Below are 19,383 nucleotides of genomic sequence, written 5' to 3' on the forward strand. Positions count from 1 at the left end.
TTTTGTCGCATCAACTGCGATCATCGTGACAGAAGCAATACCTAACGGTGAAGTTTCTCTCAAATAAAGGTATTGTGACATGGTCGGCATCATTAATTTACCGACAAAATCTTGCCCTTGTTTCACTTGTCCTGCGGCTAATAATTTCGCTTCCGTACCAAGCATAGGATCATTATCAAAAATCTCTAAACGATAAAAATATTGACCCGCAAATTTATCATCAATGACAAAACGAAAGTCCATTAACTTCGCGGAATTCCATTTAAAATCGGAAGGAATATTGCCCCCATCAGGAAGTAACGGAGATGACTCTTTGCCCGTTTCATCATATAAATCTTTTGTTTTCGAACAACTTGCTATAGTAAGAACAAGTGCAATTAAACTAACTGAAAAAAGATGATTTTTTTTTACTTTAAACATAACATACAGATTAATAAAAACAGGCTAACAGCTAACAATAAATCTGATCCACATAACTGATCCTCAAAAAAGAAACACTTAACATCAACCTATTTAGTACAAAAATAGAACTAATTTTAGATACATACATTTAAAAAAAAGATATTGAACAATAATTTGGGAGGTGTAGCTATACAACTACAAATTTGTAGCTGCATAGCTACAAACTAGAGGTGATATTGACATCAATCGCACTCCATTTTTTTTTCAGTCAGTCTTTTACTGGAAAATAAGTTATATAATGAAACCTCAACATCTTAGAAAGAGAAACTTTTACCGCTATTATAAATTTTATACTAATAATGCTATTCCCCCAATAACTTAAGTAAATCTATTTTTGAGGGACTATCTTTGAGTGCCTGAACATGATAGAGTGCATCTGCGAGATTGCTATCAGATCTTTTTGAAAGGTACCGCTTCACATAATGATTTGCATGATCGTATAAAAATTTTCTACAATCTATATTTATACCGATCCCGTCGCCAAAATCTCCATAAGATAATCCCGTTATCTGATCATTGGATGAAATAGATTTTATCATATGTTTTTTTATCCCGGGGATATTTAAGGTCAAAGCCGGAAAATAGAAATTCTTATGGCTTGGGAACTTCACCTTTATTTTTATCTCAGTTCCAACTCTGTTAATCTGCACATCGGCATGCTGTCTATAATAATTATATTCATAATATTCTTCTTGCGAAGGAACCCAGATGAGATCTTCACCATCTTTACCATAATAATCGTTTAACCACAATAGGAATTGTGCCCATTCGTGATCCGTTTCATGCACGCCAATATGGATTGCCGTCCTATTTTTAGGTTCGACAGCCAGTTCGTTGGTCACGATTGTTTTGACTTCACCAACTGTGTTAGTAAATACACGTGACAATGTTGTTTTATTAAGATCAGTAGATACCTGATAAGGAATCAATTTAAGTGCCCCCGCTTGTGCAGTCATCGTCTGAATATCCGAATATCTCATCGCCGCGGAGAGATATGTTTTGTTTCCATTAGGTTCCGCTAGAAACTTGACTCCACGGTCTCCCAAGGCATCCATAGTAATCTTTTGGGCAATTTCAAAATGCTTCAACAAGGAATCCAAATTATGAATAGACGTTGTCTTAAGATCATGAAATGCGAGTCCATTACCCGTATTCAAAATTTCTCGAACATTGTTCCAACGAAGACCTGACTTCATATAAAATCGATAATAGTTTTCGGTAAATCCAGGCCTTACGGACGTTGCTACATTCATAAAATCCCACTCTGGAGCAAGCGTAGTTGTAAAATGAAATCTGATCTCATTTCCAAATCCATCGGTACTGCCCAATGTCTTTCCTAACGAATAAACAGAAGGAGGAAAATCATCCGCCTCCAAATTTTCCATGTCATAATAATACTTTCTAGTGGGATTCGAAATATCGATCGGTTTTCCATTAATAGCTGCCCAAGTCATACTGAAGGCAGATTGCTTACAATCGTCCTGGGTTAACATAAATAATAAAGATTTGTTATATTTTAAGGGTGGTACGGAAACTTGAAGATCTTCTTTGGCATCGGAATCGGATGCTAGCATTATTGTAATTTCAGCTTCAGCCCCACGAGCTTCTTTTGCAAAAGGATAAAGGTAACCAGGCTTATTAACTTCATGATTGGTAGATGGATTTCCACCATTTTCAGGATTCTTTTCACCCTTATACAAATCCTTCTTCATGCAAGATGAAAAAGAAAAACAGATAAACGAAATTAGAAGAGTTACTTTATAAAATTTATAGCACATGCTCAAATATAATTGTAATATCTGAAATTTTTTTAATTGACCTTAATTTAAAATAACGCTTTCATAATTTAAACGCATCTTAATATATAGAATTGTGGGAATTACACCTTTATCTAATGATAGCTGACCACAAATTCAACCTCTTTTTATTTCTTATGACAACAACATGCTGATCAAATACTAGTTCGAATATTAAAACAGAAAAAATGGGAATCCACATAGTAGTAGATTCCCATTCATGCATCAATATAAAAAGCCGTATGTTTTTAATAAAACGCGATCTTACAAAAAACACATCACGCTCTTCAGTTTGTCGTATATTTTTAATCGATCAATTTGGACTGGTGTCTTTCCAGCGTATTGTAGATTTTCTTCACATCCTGAGAGCTTTCTTTTTGCAGCACTAAAATGGCATCTTTGGTGTACACCAAGATTGTGTTTCTCAAACCAACAAAGGCACTGTAAGTATCTGTTCCGATGACCATATTACCATTTTCATCCGTAGGATGTCCCGTATGTTTCAGATAATCATACATCGATTCAAATGAACCCAGATCGGACCAGTTAAAGTGTGTTGCCACAACGCGAATTTTTTTGGAACGCTCCATCACAGCATAATCAATACTGATCGATGGAATCTCTTTAGATAATGCTTCATCTAAAATACCATCTTTCTTATGTTGCCATGCGGCTAATGCTGTTGCATAAACCCGGGGTTCAAACTGTTGCAGTTCGTGCAATAAAGTATCTGCCCGAAAACAGAACATACCCGAATTCCATAAGAAATTGCCTCTTTCTATAAAATCTTCCGCAGTTTCTTTATTGGGCTTCTCACGAAAAGACAGTACCTGATCACCTTTATATTCAATATAACCATAACCCGTCTCCGGCTTAGTTGCCTGAATACCAAAAGTAACAATATATCCTTGGTTTGCCTTTTCAATTCCTTCTTGAATAGCTTTATTGTAGCTTTCGTCGCCCACGATAACATGATCTGAAGGAGTAACAACTAAAATATCATCGGCATTAGCCGCAAATGCCGCAAATGCAATCGCTGCGGCTGTATTACGAGGAGTAGACTCTACGATATCTATATACTCCACCCCGCCGTTCTCCATGACTTCGCGGCTTAATTGATTATTATCTTTATTCCCCACAACAATAACCTGGTTGCATAAATCGCGATTACGATTGACAGTCATCTCAAACAAAGATCCCTCTTTAAACAAGGATAGATATTGTTTAGGAAAACTTTTACGCGACAGTGGCCATAAGCGGCTACCCACTCCACCCGATAAAATCACATGTACGATATTGCTCATTCTATTTTTATAAATTATTTTCTTTTTTAGTGACGTAGTTTTTTTAAGTAACACAGTGACTAGTTACGAAGTAACAAAAACATCTAACGATCTAACCCCTTAACCCTCTAACTACCTAAACATTTAACTTCTTAACTATCTAACCTTCTAACTATCTAGCTACTTAACTTTCTCCGCTTCTTTCGCGGCAACTTCTTTCCGTAAACCTGTACTTGAAAAACGGTGGCTACGTTTATTATAATAGATGTCGATACCTTCTTCCACACAATATTTCTTTCCGGTGAAATCCATATCACGGTATTCTTCTCCAATGATACGCACCTGAATAGGCAAAGCTTTGATCATATCGATCAAGTCCTGCTCCGTTTCGTAAGGAATGATCTCGTCCACATAACGGCAACCTTCTAATTGAATATAACGCTCCACAACAGTTTGTGTCGGCTTGTTCTTCTCAGGAGAAACTTCTGAAGGATCGGTATTGAGCCCAACGATCAGATAATCGCAATTGCGGCGTGCTTCCTCCAACATCATGATATGTCCGGCATGCAACAAATCAAATACACCAAATGTAATTCCTATTTTCATGTAATGTGTTCTTTCTTTTTTTAGTGACGTAGTTTTTAAGTGACGTAGTGACTAGTGATCAGTAACGCAGCTCTTTCTTTTTGGAGTGACGAGTTCTTTAGTGACGTAGTAACGATAGTGAACTAGTGACTAGTTTTTTTGTGACGAGTTATATGCAACCTGTTACTTCAGTACTCCGTTACTTCTTCACTTGGTTACTTCGTTACTCTTTTACCTGTTACTTTCTACCCTTTTTCCACCTCATGTTCGGCAACGATACGACGTAGACCTGAACTTGAAAAACGATGATCGCGGCTGTTGAAATACAACTCGATACCAGATTCTTCACAATATTGGCGCCCCGTAAAATCACGTTCCCGGTATTCATCACCAACAATCCGAACGTCGATCTTAAACGAACGCAGTACATCTTGCAGATCCTGTTCTGTCGCATAAGGTACAATCTGATCCACATATTTACAGCCTTTGAGTTGAATATAACGCTCCACAACAGTTTGTGTCGGTTTATTTTTCTCAGGACGATCCAACGTAGGATCTGTCTGCAGTCCGCAGATCAGGTAATCACACTGACGTTTAGCATCTTCCAGCATTTTGATATGACCTGCATGTAACAGATCAAACGCACTGAAAGTAATGCCGATACGCATTTCTTTAGCAGGTATGGTAATCATATTTAAAATAATAATAACATGAATTAAGCACAGTTTTTTTACTATCTCAAAGATAGAGATTATTTATAAAACAAAAGCTGTCGTGAAAAGTTCTCGAAGAAAACGTATTGAAATACAATAACAGGACAGAAAGTAATTTTTCATTTTACAACAAGAAAAATAACACGCTCTTTATTAATTCATTATAGAAACATCAAACATGGAGTGCTTACGATCGTTACGCTAACTAACATTAAAATTTAATGCTAAAGATGAAAAAAATCAAGCAATAGTTTTTAACTTCACCTCAATAATATTGTTTATCAATCACAATACCGCTAAGTTTGTTATCATTAAGCTAATTATAATGAAATGTGTACCCTTTAAAGTGCTGTGTATAGGTGGAGCAATCACTTTGCTGTCCATAGCATGCAATCCGAAACCGAAGTCTGATCAACAGGATCATGCAGATAAAGACAAGAAAACCATCGTCTACACCGGTGCGGACAGTGCAGTATTGAGCTACTGGGACAAAATTGATATGCAGGATACCGCAAAAATTAAAGATCCCAATATTGGCGAGCAGAAATTAGCTGACTTTATCTCGACACTCAATTCAGTCTCGGATACTGTAGCGGATCATGCTGTAGCACGCATGTTGGACAAAGCAAAAGGAAACAAAGTAACTTTCGATCATTTTATTAAATTATACGAACTCTATCTTTACGAAGGTAATTCGCCTATGCGTAATGATAACCGCTACGAATCTGTACTGCGCTACCTTATAAAAACCGATCAGCTGACAGACCTTGAAAAAGAAGCCTACCGCCCGGTTTATAAATTGGTACAGCGGAATAAAGTAGGTCAAGTAGCCGAAGATTTTAATTTCGAAACCAGCGATGGCAAAACCCAAAAGCTGTCGGATGTGAAGTCAAAATATACACTACTGTTTTTCTACGACACTGAATGTCCACACTGTAAGCAAATGATTGCGGCGCTTAAAGATACACCACAAGTTGTCGATCTTTTTGAAAAGAAACAGATCCAGATGGTAACCATCGAACCTTGGGGCGACCGTACTAAATGGAAAAACTTTCAAACGCATCTGGCAGAAAATTGGATCAATGGTTTTGATACCGAATCCGTTATTCAGAAAAAACGACTTTACGATACCAAAGCTTCGCGACAATCTATCTATTAGATGCGGACAAAAAGGTGATCTTAAAAGATACCGAACTGCAACAGGCTCTCCAATATTTCGTCCAGCTCACCTAAATAAGGAAAGATGGATAAAACAGAACCACGTATCGTCACGAATGAGCTGTATTTTGAAGAAGTACAACGTTTACTCCGCGAAGGAAAAGAAGTTTGCATCCGCATAAAGGGCAATAGCATGTTACCTTTTATCAAGAATGGAGACCGAGTATTGCTTGAAGCTTATCGTGGAACTCCTTTACCTTCAGGAGCAAACATCCTGGCTAAACATGAAGACAAGTTTGTTTTTCATCGCTATGTAGGTAAAAAGAATGGAAACATTGTTCTAGCCGGCGATGGAAATATCGCATTGTACGAGTACGTAACATCATCCGATATTATAGCGATTGCCACAAAACATTATTCAGGAGACAGTGATTTAGCAAAAGATATCAACAGCACCTGGCCACGTTATACAGTTACTGGCATCTCTTGCATTTCTATGGTACATGGATCCGATGCTCGCACTCCTGATAATGGCCATATCACCCCTATTTTTATTTTCGAAAATCTACTTCCAAAAAATGCGCAAGCTGAGTCGGGAAGTAAAAAGTGAAGAGAGTAATTTCTCTAACATTCTGCAAGAAAATCTTCGCTTTCGACTCTTGATCCGGGCTATGGGTATCTTTCCAAAAAGAAGGCAAAAACTTACCGCCAGCCAGCAAGAGCTTTTTGTGTTGAAAATGAGACAGCTCAATTTTTCGACCTATACCCAGAGTGCTATGAAAATCTGTATTAATGCGGGCTATCTGCTCACCTTTATCTGGGGGATCTATAGATTGCATAGTGGACAGATCTCATTTGGCACCATGACAGCGTTTTTGCAATTGGTGGCACGGATACAAACACCGATTCTCGCATTGATCACCTATATACCGGGTTTTGTGCGATTCAGAGTTTCTGCCGACCGTCTCTTAGAACTTAAAGAAGGTGAAATAGAACCGCAGATTGAACAGCAACGGTTATTGGGGACAACAGTCTTAAAGATCCAGGATCTATCTTTTAGATATGAAGATAAATGGGTATTAAATAACCTGAATTTAAACCTGATGGCGGGTCAACCTACCGCGATCGTGGGTCCCAGCGGTAAAGGAAAAACAACCCTAATACGCTTATTGCTATCGCTGATCAAAGCAGAAAAAGGCCAGATATTACTCACGGACCGCGAAGGTTCAAGACCCTTAACTGCTGCACACCGCATCAATTTTGCCTATATTCCACAAGGAAATTCACTCTTCAGTGGAACTATTCGGGAAAACCTGATGCTCCATGTTAAAGAAGGCGAGCATATTGCTTTAGAAAAAGCCCTATGGATTGCCTGTGCAGAATTTGTACTGGAACTGCCTGATGGTGTCGATACCGTGGTCGGTGAATCGGGAATGGGCCTATCCGAAGGACAGGCGCAACGCATTGCGATTGCCCGAGCGCTGATGCATAATGGTGATATCTGGTTATTTGATGAAGTGACTTCGGCACTGGACAGAAATACGGCCGACACACTGATCAAAAGACTTTTAGAATTTGGGCAAGATAAATTATGCCTTTTTGTAACACACGACTTAAACTTGGCCGATACATGCGTACAGCGTATCTATCTCGACTAATGAACGCGCTATGACTTTAACAAACCCTACTGAAATATCGAAAAAATGCTATAAAATAGCCGATCTAATACTGGAGATCAACTATCCGGCCAGCCTAGATCTGGAAAAACTACTGCCCTCTTTCCGTGATTTTGAATACAATAAAACGGCAGAAAACAGGACCATCCAGGTGAACCTGAGTTTGGAGCAAGCTCCTCAAGGTGAAGATTTCGGACAACTCTTAAGTGATCAGTCCATATCATGGGGCGACCGCTTCTGTTTTTATGAAAAAGGAAATACATTTATCACGACAATAGCCAATGATCGGGGTAACGACTCTTGGTATCTGTACAGTGAAAGAGATTTTGCTCAGTCGACCATTTATATTCCAGAAAGTACCGAAACAGAACAGAGTGCAGTTATCTGCTGGATGTTGATGATGCTTTTTGGTCAAGCTGCTCTCTTGCACGATGTCATTATGATCCACGGATCGGTCATCAACCGAAATGGTCAGGGCATAGCTTTTTTGGGTAAAAGCGGCACAGGGAAAAGTACGCATAGCCGTCTGTGGTTAAAACATATCCCAGATACATCATTGCTCAATGATGATAATCCGGCGATCCGGATTACAGAAGATGGCGTGATTATATATGGTACTCCTTGGAGCGGTAAAACGCCTTGTTATAAAAATGAAGCTATACCATTAAGAGCATTTGTACGTCTCCAACAGGGGCCTGAAAATATTTTTGAACCATTAGCAGGCGTAAAGGGGTTCATTGCAGTATTGCCAAGTTGTACAGCTATTCGATGGAATAAAGATCTTTTTGCAATGATGAACAGTACATTGGAAAAAGTAGTAAGCCAAGTTCCTGTTGGTTTTCTAAAATGCTTATCAGATGAAGCGGCTGCACAGCTCTGTCATAAAAATATTTTTGCCACAACATCTTAAGTCAGAATAACGCAGATTAGGATCATGGTTACCACATCATAATTCAATATTAAATGAGGTGCTATAGCTGATTTGTTACTATAAAAAAGAGCATTATCGAAATCGATAATGCTCTTTTCATTTATAAAATTTTAGTGATCAATTTAATCACTCTTTCTAACGACGACACGACTAGTTTTTCAAAAGACCTCTTTCAGGAAGAGCATTGACAGCACCACCGATTGACATACGGGCATGTTGGCTTGCACGAACACGCGCTGACATTTTCTTTGTACTTCCCGGGACGGCATCTTCCAAAGCTGTCTCTAACATCGTCTCTTGCGTATCACCTGTCGGCAAAAAGATATAGTCGATCACATTACTTTTATCGGCCAATAAACCATCCCAATAATCTCCAAAGCCCTTTGCATTCTTCAACTGAAAGGAAGCTGGCCAGAAGGAAACACGGTCTTCAATAATCTGTTCAAAAAAACCAACAGGCTTACCATATGTGCGTGAAAGTCCATCATCAGGTTTCTTGTCCCTGGAGTTAGGTGAACCGATTATCATGACGTTCATATGCGGTTTTAGCACATTGATCAGCATTTCTGCTGCCGATGCCGTTGTCTCACTTACCAAAAAATACACTTTACGCAAGTTCAAATTACTCGTCTTACTGAAGTAAGTATCCTTAAACATACCATTTGTACCCTTCTGCGTGCGCTCCATATAAGGATTACATAGATAAGTCACCATAAGCTCTCCAGGAACTTTTGTTCCCGCAATTTTGTTTGCAATATATACCGCTGCATCTACATATCCCCCTGTATTATAACGTAAATCAACAATAAGATCTTCAATACGCTTATCTTCAAACTCTTTAAAGGAAGCATCTACCCGTTGCTGGTTATAATTATTACGTTCTATCTCTTCAAAAGAAGACAGCGCAAAATAGCCCACATTCTTAGTGGCATATTCATATACGGAATCTTGATAAATAGGATCGATGGTATAGGAACCATACGAAAGGGGCGCATTATAAGTTGTTCCATCCTGGCGCAAAAGCGCGAGCTGAAGACCGCCTCCTTCCAGCGCATTGGCAACACGGTTTCTCATGTTTGTCAGCGCATTGGGATCAACAGGTTTACATCCTGAAGCATCACAGTTGATCGCAACAGTAAAGTCGGTCTCGCCATTGATAGCTGTTACCATATCAGATCGCTTTAACCCTGCTTTATCAGCAGGTGAACCTCCTTCGACAAAATAGATAACAGGTCTTGCAACTTTCGAATCAACAGTACCCATGGAAATGTATAAACCGTAGCCATCATTTCGATCCATTTTTAACTTTGCCGTAGCATTGATATTATAACCGTTAAGTCCATCGATAAAAGAAAAACGATCATACACACCACCATACTGGGCATAGTTCGCATAGGCAGGAGTCATACCTTTCAGAGCATTGAGAACACTACTAGCAGAATTGTACTTATCTGTGAATTCGGATGGAAGCTCATATTTTGGAATGGATTTCTCTTCCCATATGGAGTACAGTTTATAATAATAATAGATACTATCCCGAATTTTTTGATCCGTGGTTCGTACAATAGGTTCAGGTTCTGGCTCTGGATCTGGTGTATTTTTTTTACAACTAACGAAAAAAAATGCAACCAGAATAAAAACAACCCACTTTCCGAAAGGTTGCTGTAGCGCTATCTTCATATTTTTTAATATAATATTAAACAAACTTAGATAAATAGTATCTCATAAACAATAACATGATGCTGATTATAATACAATTATTTTATCGGCTAATGAAGTGATTGAGTAACGGAGTGAAGAAGTGACGGCGTAGCCAGTGATCGAGTAAAGTAGTAACGGAGTGACGAGTAATGGAGTGACAAGTGATGATATGAAAAAGCTCACTCACTAACATTCTCACCCAATAACTATTTATAACTTACCATCCATAAATAATAAGAGTGGGGAGCACGTGCATTACCGTGTGTCTCCCCTTCTTAAGTATGAATGTAACAAAAAAAACGAACCTATAAAGTAGTGATGGAGTGACATAGTAACAAGTGACGAAAGAGTAACAAAGTAAAAATTTCTAAACTTCTAACTCTATAACCAACTAACCTTCATCTAACTTTCTAACCCACTCACTTTCTAAAATCTAACTACTAAAATCAAACTTGACTAACCTGCTCCGCCTCAAGCATCCCAACTTTAATGCGGAAAGGCACACGTCCTGATTTTTCGGAAGTAATATAACCGATAACAGTTGCATGGTGATGGCTTAGGAAATCAGGTTTACGCACCGCACCCCGTATTCTAAAACGTACGGAAGCCTCATAGGCCTGGTTTGAATCGGCAGGAAACGTGATCATAATGATCTGATCTAAACTTACACTGAGACAAGCATGATCCATGATCACATCTTTCACAACAATATTACGTGTGTCCTGATCTGTTCTTTCAACTTTAAGTAATAATGCCCCGTTTTTTGATTTACCGTATTCTCGCTCATCATTTTCTAAGTGGTGAAAGCGATAGTGCACCTGTAAAACAGCGCGTTTTAAAAACTCAGCAGACAAGCGCGATCTGCGCCAGTAATAAAAACCAGAAACTAAAATTAAAGCAGTAAGTAAAAGATAGACGTAAAACATATTATTAAAAAATAAGAACCATTTGCGACAAATCTTTTCAAAAGGCAATTTTTAAGCGTTTTTGAATTGACAAAGGCAAAGATAATTCTTAGCTACTGCAAGAGCGAGTTTTAAGGGGGGACAAAAGGGGGACAAAGAGATGGACATCGTTCACTATGAGCTAAAAAACCCTATTTATCAGGAAGGTAGTGAAGGTACTAGTTATGAAGTGACGAAGTAACCAGTAACGGAGTGACACAGTGATCGAGTAAGGGAGTAAAGTAGTGACGGAGTAACGTCGTAATTTCTCAAATCTAATTACTAACTTCTAAGTACTAATTACCCTCCTCCACCAATGTTGCTACAAAAGGATGGCGCAGATATAATTCAGCACAGGCCTTCGCGTCGGATAATGCTTCGTGGTGATTGAGATTGATTCCCAACACTTCACAGCAGGCATTTAAGCGAGCAGGTTTAAAACCTTTGTTACGATAGATCTTATAAGTACATTCCCACATCTCGGCAAGCTGCAGTTCCTCGTAAGACAAACCATAATGTACCATTGTTTTCCGTAAAACGTTGCGGTCGAACAATTCGTTGTGCGCAATCATCAATTTATTGGTAAGCAAGGACTGAATAGAGGGAAATAACTCTTTAAAAGTAGGAGAATGTTGCGTATCCCTAGGCTTGATACCATGAACACGGGTTGTCTGCCACATATATTCATTGCGAGGTGGCTGGATTAAGGAATAGAACTCATTTGTAATGATACCCGATTCCACTGTCACAATACCAACTGCACAGGCACTATTTTGATGCCCTGTTGCTGTTTCAAAATCGATCGCTGTAAATGTTAAATCTGATGTCATGCTATACTCCTATCCGAGCAAAGGTAAACAATATCCGCTGAGATTTAAAATATCGCAATAAAAACAGGCCTTCCCCGATGGTTTTAGGGAAAGGCCTGTGGTATAAAAGATGAAAATTTACTTCGCTAAATATTGATTGATCAATTTTTTCAGCTTTGGATCGCTCGGACGTGAACTATCTGTATAACAACAAAAATACTAATACCGATATTTTTCCTTCCACTTATCCCGTAATCCCTGTCTTAACTTTTCTTCCTGTGGGTTTTTACCGGGATCGTATAAAGTCATACCGCTCAGTTGATCGGGCAAAAATTCCTGCAGAACAAAATTTCCCGGAAATGCGTGCGCATATTTATATTCGGCTCCATAGTTAAGCTCTTTCATCAATTTAGTCGGCGCATTTCGCAAATGAAGGGGTACGGAAAGGTCTCCCGTCTGCTTCACGATGGCTTGTGCCTTATTGATTGCTTCGTAAGAGGCATTGCTCTTAGGAGAGCTCGCCAAGTAAGTAACGGCCTGCGCTAAAATAATCCTCGATTCGGGCCATCCGATGACATTAACAGCCTGAAAGCAGGTATTCGCTAAGAGTAACGCATTGGGATTGGCATTACCGATATCTTCAGAAGCCAATATCAGAAGACGACGCGCAATGAAAGAAGGATCTTCCCCCCCTTCGATCATACGTGCCAGCCAATAAATTGCCGCATTGGGATCTGATCCACGGATCGATTTAATAAAAGCAGATATAATATCGTAATGTTGCTCACCTGTCTTATCATAAATAGCCATATTCTGCTGTACCTGCTTCAGCACAAATGAATTGGTAATCGGTTCATGATGCAGTACCGCAGCATTACTGACCAGTTCGAGCACATTTAAGAGCTTACGGGCATCACCACCTGAAAGACGTAAAATAGCTTCATACTCTTCAATCTCAATATTTAATGCTTTTAGGTACTCGTCTTCATGCAAGGATTTCTCTACTAAACCAATCAGGTCTTCGGAACTTAAGTGTTCAAGAACATAAACCTGGCAACGCGATAATAGCGCAGATATGACTTCGAAAGATGGATTTTCTGTAGTTGCACCGATAAGCGTCACTAAGCCCCGTTCAACAGCCCCTAATAAAGAATCCTGTTGTGATTTAGAAAAACGGTGGATCTCATCAATAAACAGAATGGGTTGCTCCTGATTAAAATTCATAGCCGCTTGTTCCTGATTTAAATTCATCAGTCGCTCTGCTTTATCAATAACTTCGCGAATATCTTTCACTCCGGCCTGAATAGCACTTAAGGAAAAGAAGGGACGCCCCAATTCTTTGGCCATCAAGAGTGCAAGGCTGGTCTTACCAACTCCCGGAGGTCCCCAAAGTAACATGGAGGGAATATTTTTTTGCTGGATGGCATGATATAATACCGCATCGTGACCGATAATATGTTGCTGTCCAACATAATCTTCCAATTTCTTGGGACGCATGCGCTCTGCCAGTGGAATTCGTGTAGCCATAGATCAAAAGTAAGAAGATATTGCCAAATGTCCATTTACTTCACAATCAATTTATGGAATTCAAAAATTTGGTTATTTTTGAATGAGCATTGAATCGATACAACCCACTTGAGCTGAAACAGCTCTTTAATACTTGGCTTAGGATAGCTTCATTGCCCGAAAAATAAACCGAGTGAAACGAGCTCATTTAATGATTAATTTTAATGAAAAAAACCGCATTTATATACAGGATTGGCTAGGACAGCACCCTTATCAAGGAAGATCGGATGCCGATCGTTTTTATTTAGAAGTAGCCAATGATATACAGGATGCCTTAAATACACTTTGGTTTGATGAAGAAGAAACCGATGCCCTGATCAGACCTGAAATGATTAAAACACTCAGTGTTTATTTGACCTGCTATCTGGAGGATGTGGTTTCTGGAACAAAACTTTTCGATGCTTTCCGAAAAGAGCACCAGGCACTTTATGGAAAGATGCTCCCTTTTTTCGAAGATGCGGCATTGACAGACTATTACCCGGAAGATATCAATCCACAAGATGTATTAGTCCTTGCATGGCTATTTTTCAGCGAACGTAACCCACACCTTTTCTTGGATAAAGAAGGCCGTTTACTGGCTTTGGTGACCGACCTAGCTTATGCTGTTTTGGAAGAATATTATGAGACTGCACCTGAAAATACGCTGTTACAAAAAGAGTATACACTAGCGACAGATGCCAGTTATCTTGAAGTACGCAACTATGCTGAGAAGGTAATTGCGACCAATTATATCACCGGTGGCTATTACTATAACAGTTTGATGCAGCATATGGATATCGCTGACTTAGGACGCTATCAGCACGATCCGGCCTACTTAAATCAAATGACTTTCCGTGTTCGTGACAATCATTTCACTTTTTTCCGCCTACACCTATTAGCACTCAGATCCTGTGAATTTGTTGCTTCGACTGTAGATACTAACCATCCGCAACATGAGAATCTAAAAACCATCGGCAACAGAATTGATAGCTTTTTTGAATTTAAAAAAGTGGAAGAGGGCCGTTTAGAATTGAAACACCTGACAACTGGAGAAATTTTCTTGGTCAATCAAAATTCGATTCAGAACTTTCAGGAACCTACTGCTGATCAACTCTTCTATATGGAGATCGTGCCATGGGAAGGGACCTGGAACCTATCGGGTATGATGTCTGCTGTCGAAAGGGATCAGATTGACTTAAATTCAGACCAAGAAATGGATCAAGCATACGTGGTCGAAGCATTGCACGGAAAAACAACACTTATCGAAAAGGCATCACAACAAGTCGCAGACCTCAAGGAACTGTTTGTTAAAAAACATCAGGGTCAGCTGGCATTTATGGAAGAATCTGAAATCAGCAGCTATATCCGCGATCTGACCAATACGTACCGCGAGCAGGTGGGATTACCGCCAATCGAAGAGGTTGCAAATCCGAATGAGGAAAGAGCTATTCCTGTTACAGCATTCTATAATTCGAAAATAGGTCTGGAATTTTTCGGTGGAATCGAAACGCTTTTCCCGCTTCAAAATAATCCATATTTTGTCGAAAATGAAAACGAACCGATCAGTTATGCGCAGCATCTATTGCAGCTCCTGGTTCAGAAATTTTACTCCGTTGGGCTTGTACAACATTATTACGAATTATACGAAAAGGAAATCAATGAGCAGTTTTTCTATCCACTAAACAGTGAAACGATTGATTTTCTGATCCGTTTCTATAAAAGCGAAACCTATCATCAACAGCCACATGTGATGATTAAGTAATATAAAAAAAGTTAGAAAGTTAGAAAGTTAGACATTCTAACTTTCTAACCTCCTTATCTAACCATCTAACACCCTATCTAACTAAAGGAAAATCACTCGTTTCTACATGTGCTTTTGCGATGATCTTACGTAATTCTTCTACTTTTTCACGTTACTCGTCGCCAAATTATTTTGCTCTTTAGGATCTTGTTTTAAATTATACAGTTCAGCAACAGGATTTCCACTTCTCACTTGCTGCAAAATCAATTTCCAGTCACCTTGACGCACTGCTTGACGGCCGCCATCTTCATGAAACTCCCAATAGAGGTAATCATGCTGCTTTTGCTTTTTAGGTTTCCCAAGTAATGTCGGAACAAAAGAAAGACCATCTGTATATTGCGGTTTACCTGCTTTTGCCACTTCAGCTAAAGTCGGCAGGACATCCCAGAATGCTCCTAAATAATTTGAGGTGGTCCCAGGAGCCACTTTTCCTTGCCAATAAACAATAAAAGGAGTTTTTACACCTCCCTCATATAAATCACGTTTATAACCCCTTAAGCCCGCAGAACTGTTAAAAAAGTCTGGATCTGCACCACCTTCACGATGTGCTCCATTATCACTTGTAAAAACAATAATCGTATTATCTAACAAATTTAAGGCCTTCAGCTTAGCAACAATCTGTCCAACCTGTGCATCCATACGACTCACCATACTGGCGTACGTAGCCTTGGTTTAGCAACAGAGGCGTATCCTGGAATCGTAGCTTTTGGTCCGTAGTCATTTCCTTTATGTGCTTTTTCTTCAAACTTGTTGGCATATTGTTCATAAAACTGATCATCAGGACCAGATAACTCGGCATGAGGCAATACCGTAGGCACATATAAGAAGAAAGGTCTATCCTTATTGTGATCAATAAATTCTAATGCTTTTTCTTGGATCAATTCTGGAGCATACTGCCCTTTTGCCAATAAACCGTTTCCCTCCAGTTCAATACGCTCTTGATTATGCCACAGGTGTGTCGGATAATAACGGTGCGATTGTCGTTGACAGTTGTAGCCATAAAATTCATCAAAACCTTTACTACGAGGTGATCCATAGGTATCCACCATACCGAGGCCCCATTTTCCGAATGCACCAGTCGCGTAACCTGCTTTTTGTAGCAACATGGCGATTGTCTGTACCGAATCAGCTAAAGGTAGCTGCCCTTCTGGTTCCAATTCCTTATTGCCACGCACTGGCGTGTGGCCCGTATGTTGACCAGTCATCAAAGCAGCTCTTGACGGGGCACAAACCGAAGTTCCTGCATAAAAATTATCAAAACGCATCCCCTCCTTTGCTAAAGCATCCAGATGTTTCGTTTCAATAATCTGCTGTCCATAAGCTCCTAAATCACCATAACCCAGGTCATCTGCCATTATAAATACAATATTGGGGCGATCGGTTTTCTTTTGTGCTATTGCGATACTACTCAGTGCAAAAAATAACGCAAATAGTGCTGGTTTTTTCATTTTAGTGGTTTTTTATAATTCATGTCCTTAGTTTAATACAGAAAAAAAGAGGACATCTTAGACATAGATAAATGGTGGAGCAAAAGCCATACTGCTCGCCTAGATTGCAAATCATCAATACAGATTAATAGTTCATATGGGTGATCCGGATCCGAAATTAAAGAACACAATTGAAAGCTTAAAATTTGATCGTTACAAATTGCGGTTATCCATCAAAAAGTTACAATTTAATATGATTTGAGAAAAAATCATATTAAGTTTTACTTAAGGACTTTTTCATTATTATAACTAAAACAAGCTAAAGACCGTTTGGAGTATCTTTAAAAAGAAACTGAAACCTATTCTGAACAACACTTTAACAATATTTCACATATTTTTTCGTCATATTTGCAATATCCTCACCAACAGCAGGTATTATACATGATTAAAAAGAAATTTTGGAAAATAGCCTTTCTCAGTAGTGCTTATATAGTGGCATTATGCTTCGTGTCTTATGCGCAGGAATTAACCAAAGATTATACTGGTTCAATAACAAAGTATAACAGTAATTTCAAAGGAATAGGTCCAAAGGTATATTTTGTCCCGCCACCTAAGTCAAGAACGGAGCAATTGATTGACATATTTGATAGCAATATGAGAAAAGATTATGCGAAAAAGATTGCTCAAGAACTTCGCTATAAAACGTTACTCACCCAAGTTAATAGTCTACCGAATATAGGACGGTTTCAATATTTAATGAAACCAGAACCTACGGACTTAGCAACATGGAATGAACTCTTGAACCGCATCAGACAAAATTACGATGATCAAGTAAACCTCGCGCTAGTAAATGAAGCAGGGCTATTTGCAATCAATAATAATTTACCCGATCAAGCAATTTCCTATTTTGAAAATGCAATCCTGATTGCGGCAAAAGAAAGCAATAAACTGGATCGTATTGTCTTACATCAAAACTTAGCGGCAGTGCTACTTTATTCCGGTAATTTTGAAAAAGCTAGTGCTGTAGCTCAGGAAAATTTAAATCTGGCAGTTCAATCTAAAGACTATCATGACCAAGCAAATGCCTGGATGCAAATAGCATTAGCCAAAAGTGGCAGGAGAAATTATCATGAAGCTGAACAAAATATCATCAGAAAAGCGATACCACTCTATAATAAAGCGAAAGCTTATGAAGATAAAATAATTGCCTGGGAGCAATTAGCACAGGTTTATTTTGAGCAAAATAAATACACGGAGGCACAATGGTTTCTACTTCAGGCACAGCAACTAGCAGAAAATAAAAAGATCACAAATGAGTTACCGGCAATTGAATATCTGCTGGCTTCATCAAAATTGTTAGATAAAAACTTTAAAATAGCCAAAAAAGAATTTTTATCTACGCTTCTACTAGCCCGCGAAAGGAAAAATGTACCCCTTGAGCTCGCTGTATTAGATAAACTTGGTGAAGTGTACATACATCTAAAAGACTTTGAAGAGGCTGATAAAACTTATCAAAACTTCACAACCTTAAAAGCGACATTCAAGCAGGTTAAAGATTTATAAATGAAGCTGTAACCTGCTTGAATGATCTGAATAGATTTCAAGCTTTTATTTCAATATTTCCTGTAAGAATATGAGTAGATGTTTCCACGAACGCTGCGCTGCTAAAGGTTCGAAATCACTACTGGCAGGATTGGTAAAGGCATGTTTTGCGGCCGCATAATAGATCATTTGCCAATCTGCTCCTGCATGCTCCACCTCTTTTCTGAAATTAGCGATCTCTTCCGGAGATACATGAGGATCTGCAGCGCCATGTAGAACCAGTATTTTGGTTTTGATGGGGCCATCTGGACGGTTACCTTTACCAAGGTTGCCATGTATGGAAACAACACCTTGCACTTCCATACCGGCCCTAGCCGCCTCAAGCGCTCCCGTACCACCGAAACAATAGCCGATCACAGCCAAACGACGTGGACTTGCTCCAGCTTTTACAAGTTGTTCTAGTGCTAAACGGATCCTTCTCTGATATGCTTCAGGATCGTTCTTATACTTTCCAGCCTGTTGCCCCGCTTCAGCACCAGTAGTGGGTTTATTTCCTTCTCCGTAGATGTCTGCAACAAATGTAATATAACCTTCCTTGCTGAGCTGTACTGCCGCCTGTGTCGCTTCATCGTCAATACCCATCCAAGCAGGGAGAATCAAAACTCCAGGAGCACCCTCGCCTGCATCTGTATTTACTAAACCAGCTAATGCCTGGTCTCCGTCGGAGTAACGCACAGGCTTAAGCTGACCGAAACTCGTTTCTGTGGCACAAAAACATATGATTGTCATTATTAAGGCTTTCATAAGAAAAAATTATTTATTAGTGTTAGTTTTCAATGGTATAAATGAGCTCGTTGTACTCGGTTATTTATTAGTGTTAGTTTTCAATGGTATAAATGAGCTCGTTGTACTCGGTTATTTATTAGTGTTAGTTTTCAATGGTATATAATGAGCTCGTTGTACTCGGTTATTTATTAGTGTTAGTTTTCAATGGTATAAATGGGCCTTCC

At 39.1% G+C, this 19,383-nt stretch carries 18 protein-coding genes; 6 read left to right on the plus strand and 12 right to left on the minus strand.

Going from position 1 to position 19,383, the window contains the following annotated elements; translation table 11 throughout:
• From L950_RS13915 to L950_RS13935, 5 genes are all read right to left on the minus strand, one after another.
• Nucleotides 1-420, minus strand: a 420-nt coding sequence (locus L950_RS13915) for a hypothetical protein (protein ID WP_021188614.1), incomplete at its 3' end; no start/stop codon positions are given.
• Between the two features lie 344 nt (nt 421-764).
• Nucleotides 765-2,162: a hypothetical protein gene (locus L950_RS13920; RefSeq protein ID WP_197086432.1), complete on the minus strand. Its 1,398-nt coding sequence runs from the start codon at nt 2,160-2,162 to the stop codon at nt 765-767.
• 401 nt (nt 2,163-2,563) lie between these two features.
• Entirely contained in the window at nt 2,564-3,562 is a 999-nt protein-coding gene (locus tag L950_RS13925) for a mannose-1-phosphate guanylyltransferase (RefSeq protein WP_021188616.1), read from the minus strand.
• Nucleotides 3,563-3,721: 159 nt separating this feature from the next.
• Complete coding sequence (locus L950_RS13930; RefSeq protein WP_021188617.1) at nt 3,722-4,147, minus strand: adenylyltransferase/cytidyltransferase family protein; 426 nt, start codon at nt 4,145-4,147, stop codon at nt 3,722-3,724.
• Between the two features lie 224 nt (nt 4,148-4,371).
• A complete protein-coding gene (locus tag L950_RS13935; RefSeq protein WP_021188618.1) occupies nt 4,372-4,818 on the minus strand; it encodes an adenylyltransferase/cytidyltransferase family protein in 447 nt (148 codons plus the stop codon).
• Between the two features lie 346 nt (nt 4,819-5,164).
• On the opposite strand from L950_RS13935, the gene L950_RS13940 reads away from it, so the two are divergent.
• The 4 genes from L950_RS13940 (at nt 5,165) to L950_RS13955 (ending at nt 8,583) form a co-directional block, all read left to right on the plus strand.
• Nucleotides 5,165-5,998, plus strand: coding sequence for a DUF5106 domain-containing protein (locus tag L950_RS13940; RefSeq protein WP_021188619.1), 834 nt, complete (start codon nt 5,165-5,167; stop codon nt 5,996-5,998).
• A gap of 84 nt (nt 5,999-6,082) precedes the next feature.
• The gene (locus tag L950_RS26570; RefSeq protein ID WP_021188620.1) at nt 6,083-6,607 is read left to right on the plus strand and encodes a S24 family peptidase; all 525 of its coding nucleotides are present in this window, start codon (nt 6,083-6,085) and stop codon (nt 6,605-6,607) included.
• The gene (locus L950_RS13950; protein WP_231577278.1) at nt 6,510-7,655 is read left to right on the plus strand and encodes an ABC transporter ATP-binding protein; all 1,146 of its coding nucleotides are present in this window, start codon (nt 6,510-6,512) and stop codon (nt 7,653-7,655) included. Before L950_RS26570 ends, L950_RS13950 begins: the two co-directional genes overlap by 98 nt.
• A gap of 10 nt (nt 7,656-7,665) precedes the next feature.
• On the plus strand, nt 7,666-8,583 hold the full coding sequence (locus tag L950_RS13955) for a hypothetical protein (protein WP_021188622.1): 918 nt from the start codon (nt 7,666-7,668) through the stop codon (nt 8,581-8,583).
• Nucleotides 8,584-8,754: 171 nt separating this feature from the next.
• On the opposite strand, the gene L950_RS13960 is transcribed toward L950_RS13955, so the two are convergent.
• From L950_RS13960 to L950_RS13975, 4 genes are all read right to left on the minus strand, one after another.
• Nucleotides 8,755-10,284 (minus strand): S41 family peptidase, encoded by a 1,530-nt coding sequence (locus L950_RS13960; RefSeq protein ID WP_021188623.1) that lies wholly within the window; start codon nt 10,282-10,284, stop codon nt 8,755-8,757.
• A 467-nt stretch (nt 10,285-10,751) separates the two neighbouring features.
• The gene (locus L950_RS13965) at nt 10,752-11,231 is read right to left on the minus strand and encodes a hypothetical protein (RefSeq protein ID WP_021188624.1); all 480 of its coding nucleotides are present in this window, start codon (nt 11,229-11,231) and stop codon (nt 10,752-10,754) included.
• A 314-nt stretch (nt 11,232-11,545) separates the two neighbouring features.
• The gene (locus L950_RS13970) at nt 11,546-12,079 is read right to left on the minus strand and encodes a 3'-5' exonuclease (protein WP_021188625.1); all 534 of its coding nucleotides are present in this window, start codon (nt 12,077-12,079) and stop codon (nt 11,546-11,548) included.
• 198 nt (nt 12,080-12,277) lie between these two features.
• Entirely contained in the window at nt 12,278-13,585 is a 1,308-nt protein-coding gene (locus tag L950_RS13975; RefSeq protein ID WP_021188626.1) for a replication-associated recombination protein A, read from the minus strand.
• Nucleotides 13,586-13,775: 190 nt separating this feature from the next.
• Here L950_RS13975 and L950_RS13980 point away from each other — a divergent pair, with 190 nt between their 5' ends.
• Nucleotides 13,776-15,365 carry a DUF3843 family protein gene (locus L950_RS13980; protein ID WP_021188627.1) on the plus strand — a complete coding sequence of 530 codons (1,590 nt, stop codon included), beginning with the start codon at nt 13,776-13,778 and terminating at the stop codon, nt 15,363-15,365.
• Between the two features lie 138 nt (nt 15,366-15,503).
• Here L950_RS13980 and L950_RS35465 read toward each other — a convergent pair whose 3' ends face one another.
• Both L950_RS35465 and L950_RS13985 read right to left on the minus strand, forming a co-directional pair.
• Entirely contained in the window at nt 15,504-16,055 is a 552-nt protein-coding gene (locus L950_RS35465; protein ID WP_262507093.1) for a sulfatase-like hydrolase/transferase, read from the minus strand.
• Nucleotides 16,049-16,852, minus strand: a complete 804-nt coding sequence (locus tag L950_RS13985) for a sulfatase-like hydrolase/transferase (protein ID WP_262507094.1) — start codon at nt 16,850-16,852, stop codon at nt 16,049-16,051. Before L950_RS13985 ends, L950_RS35465 begins: the two co-directional genes overlap by 7 nt.
• A 420-nt stretch (nt 16,853-17,272) precedes the next feature.
• Between L950_RS13985 and L950_RS13990 the strand changes: the two genes are divergently transcribed.
• Nucleotides 17,273-18,394: a tetratricopeptide repeat protein gene (locus L950_RS13990; protein ID WP_021188629.1), complete on the plus strand. Its 1,122-nt coding sequence runs from the start codon at nt 17,273-17,275 to the stop codon at nt 18,392-18,394.
• A gap of 45 nt (nt 18,395-18,439) precedes the next feature.
• On the opposite strand, the gene L950_RS13995 is transcribed toward L950_RS13990, so the two are convergent.
• The gene (locus L950_RS13995) at nt 18,440-19,177 is read right to left on the minus strand and encodes a dienelactone hydrolase family protein (RefSeq protein WP_021188630.1); all 738 of its coding nucleotides are present in this window, start codon (nt 19,175-19,177) and stop codon (nt 18,440-18,442) included.
• Nucleotides 19,178-19,383: the final 206 nt, after the last annotated feature.

This window comes from Sphingobacterium sp. IITKGP-BTPF85, from assembly GCF_001006065.1.
GTDB lineage: Bacteria > Bacteroidota > Bacteroidia > Sphingobacteriales > Sphingobacteriaceae > Sphingobacterium > Sphingobacterium anhuiense.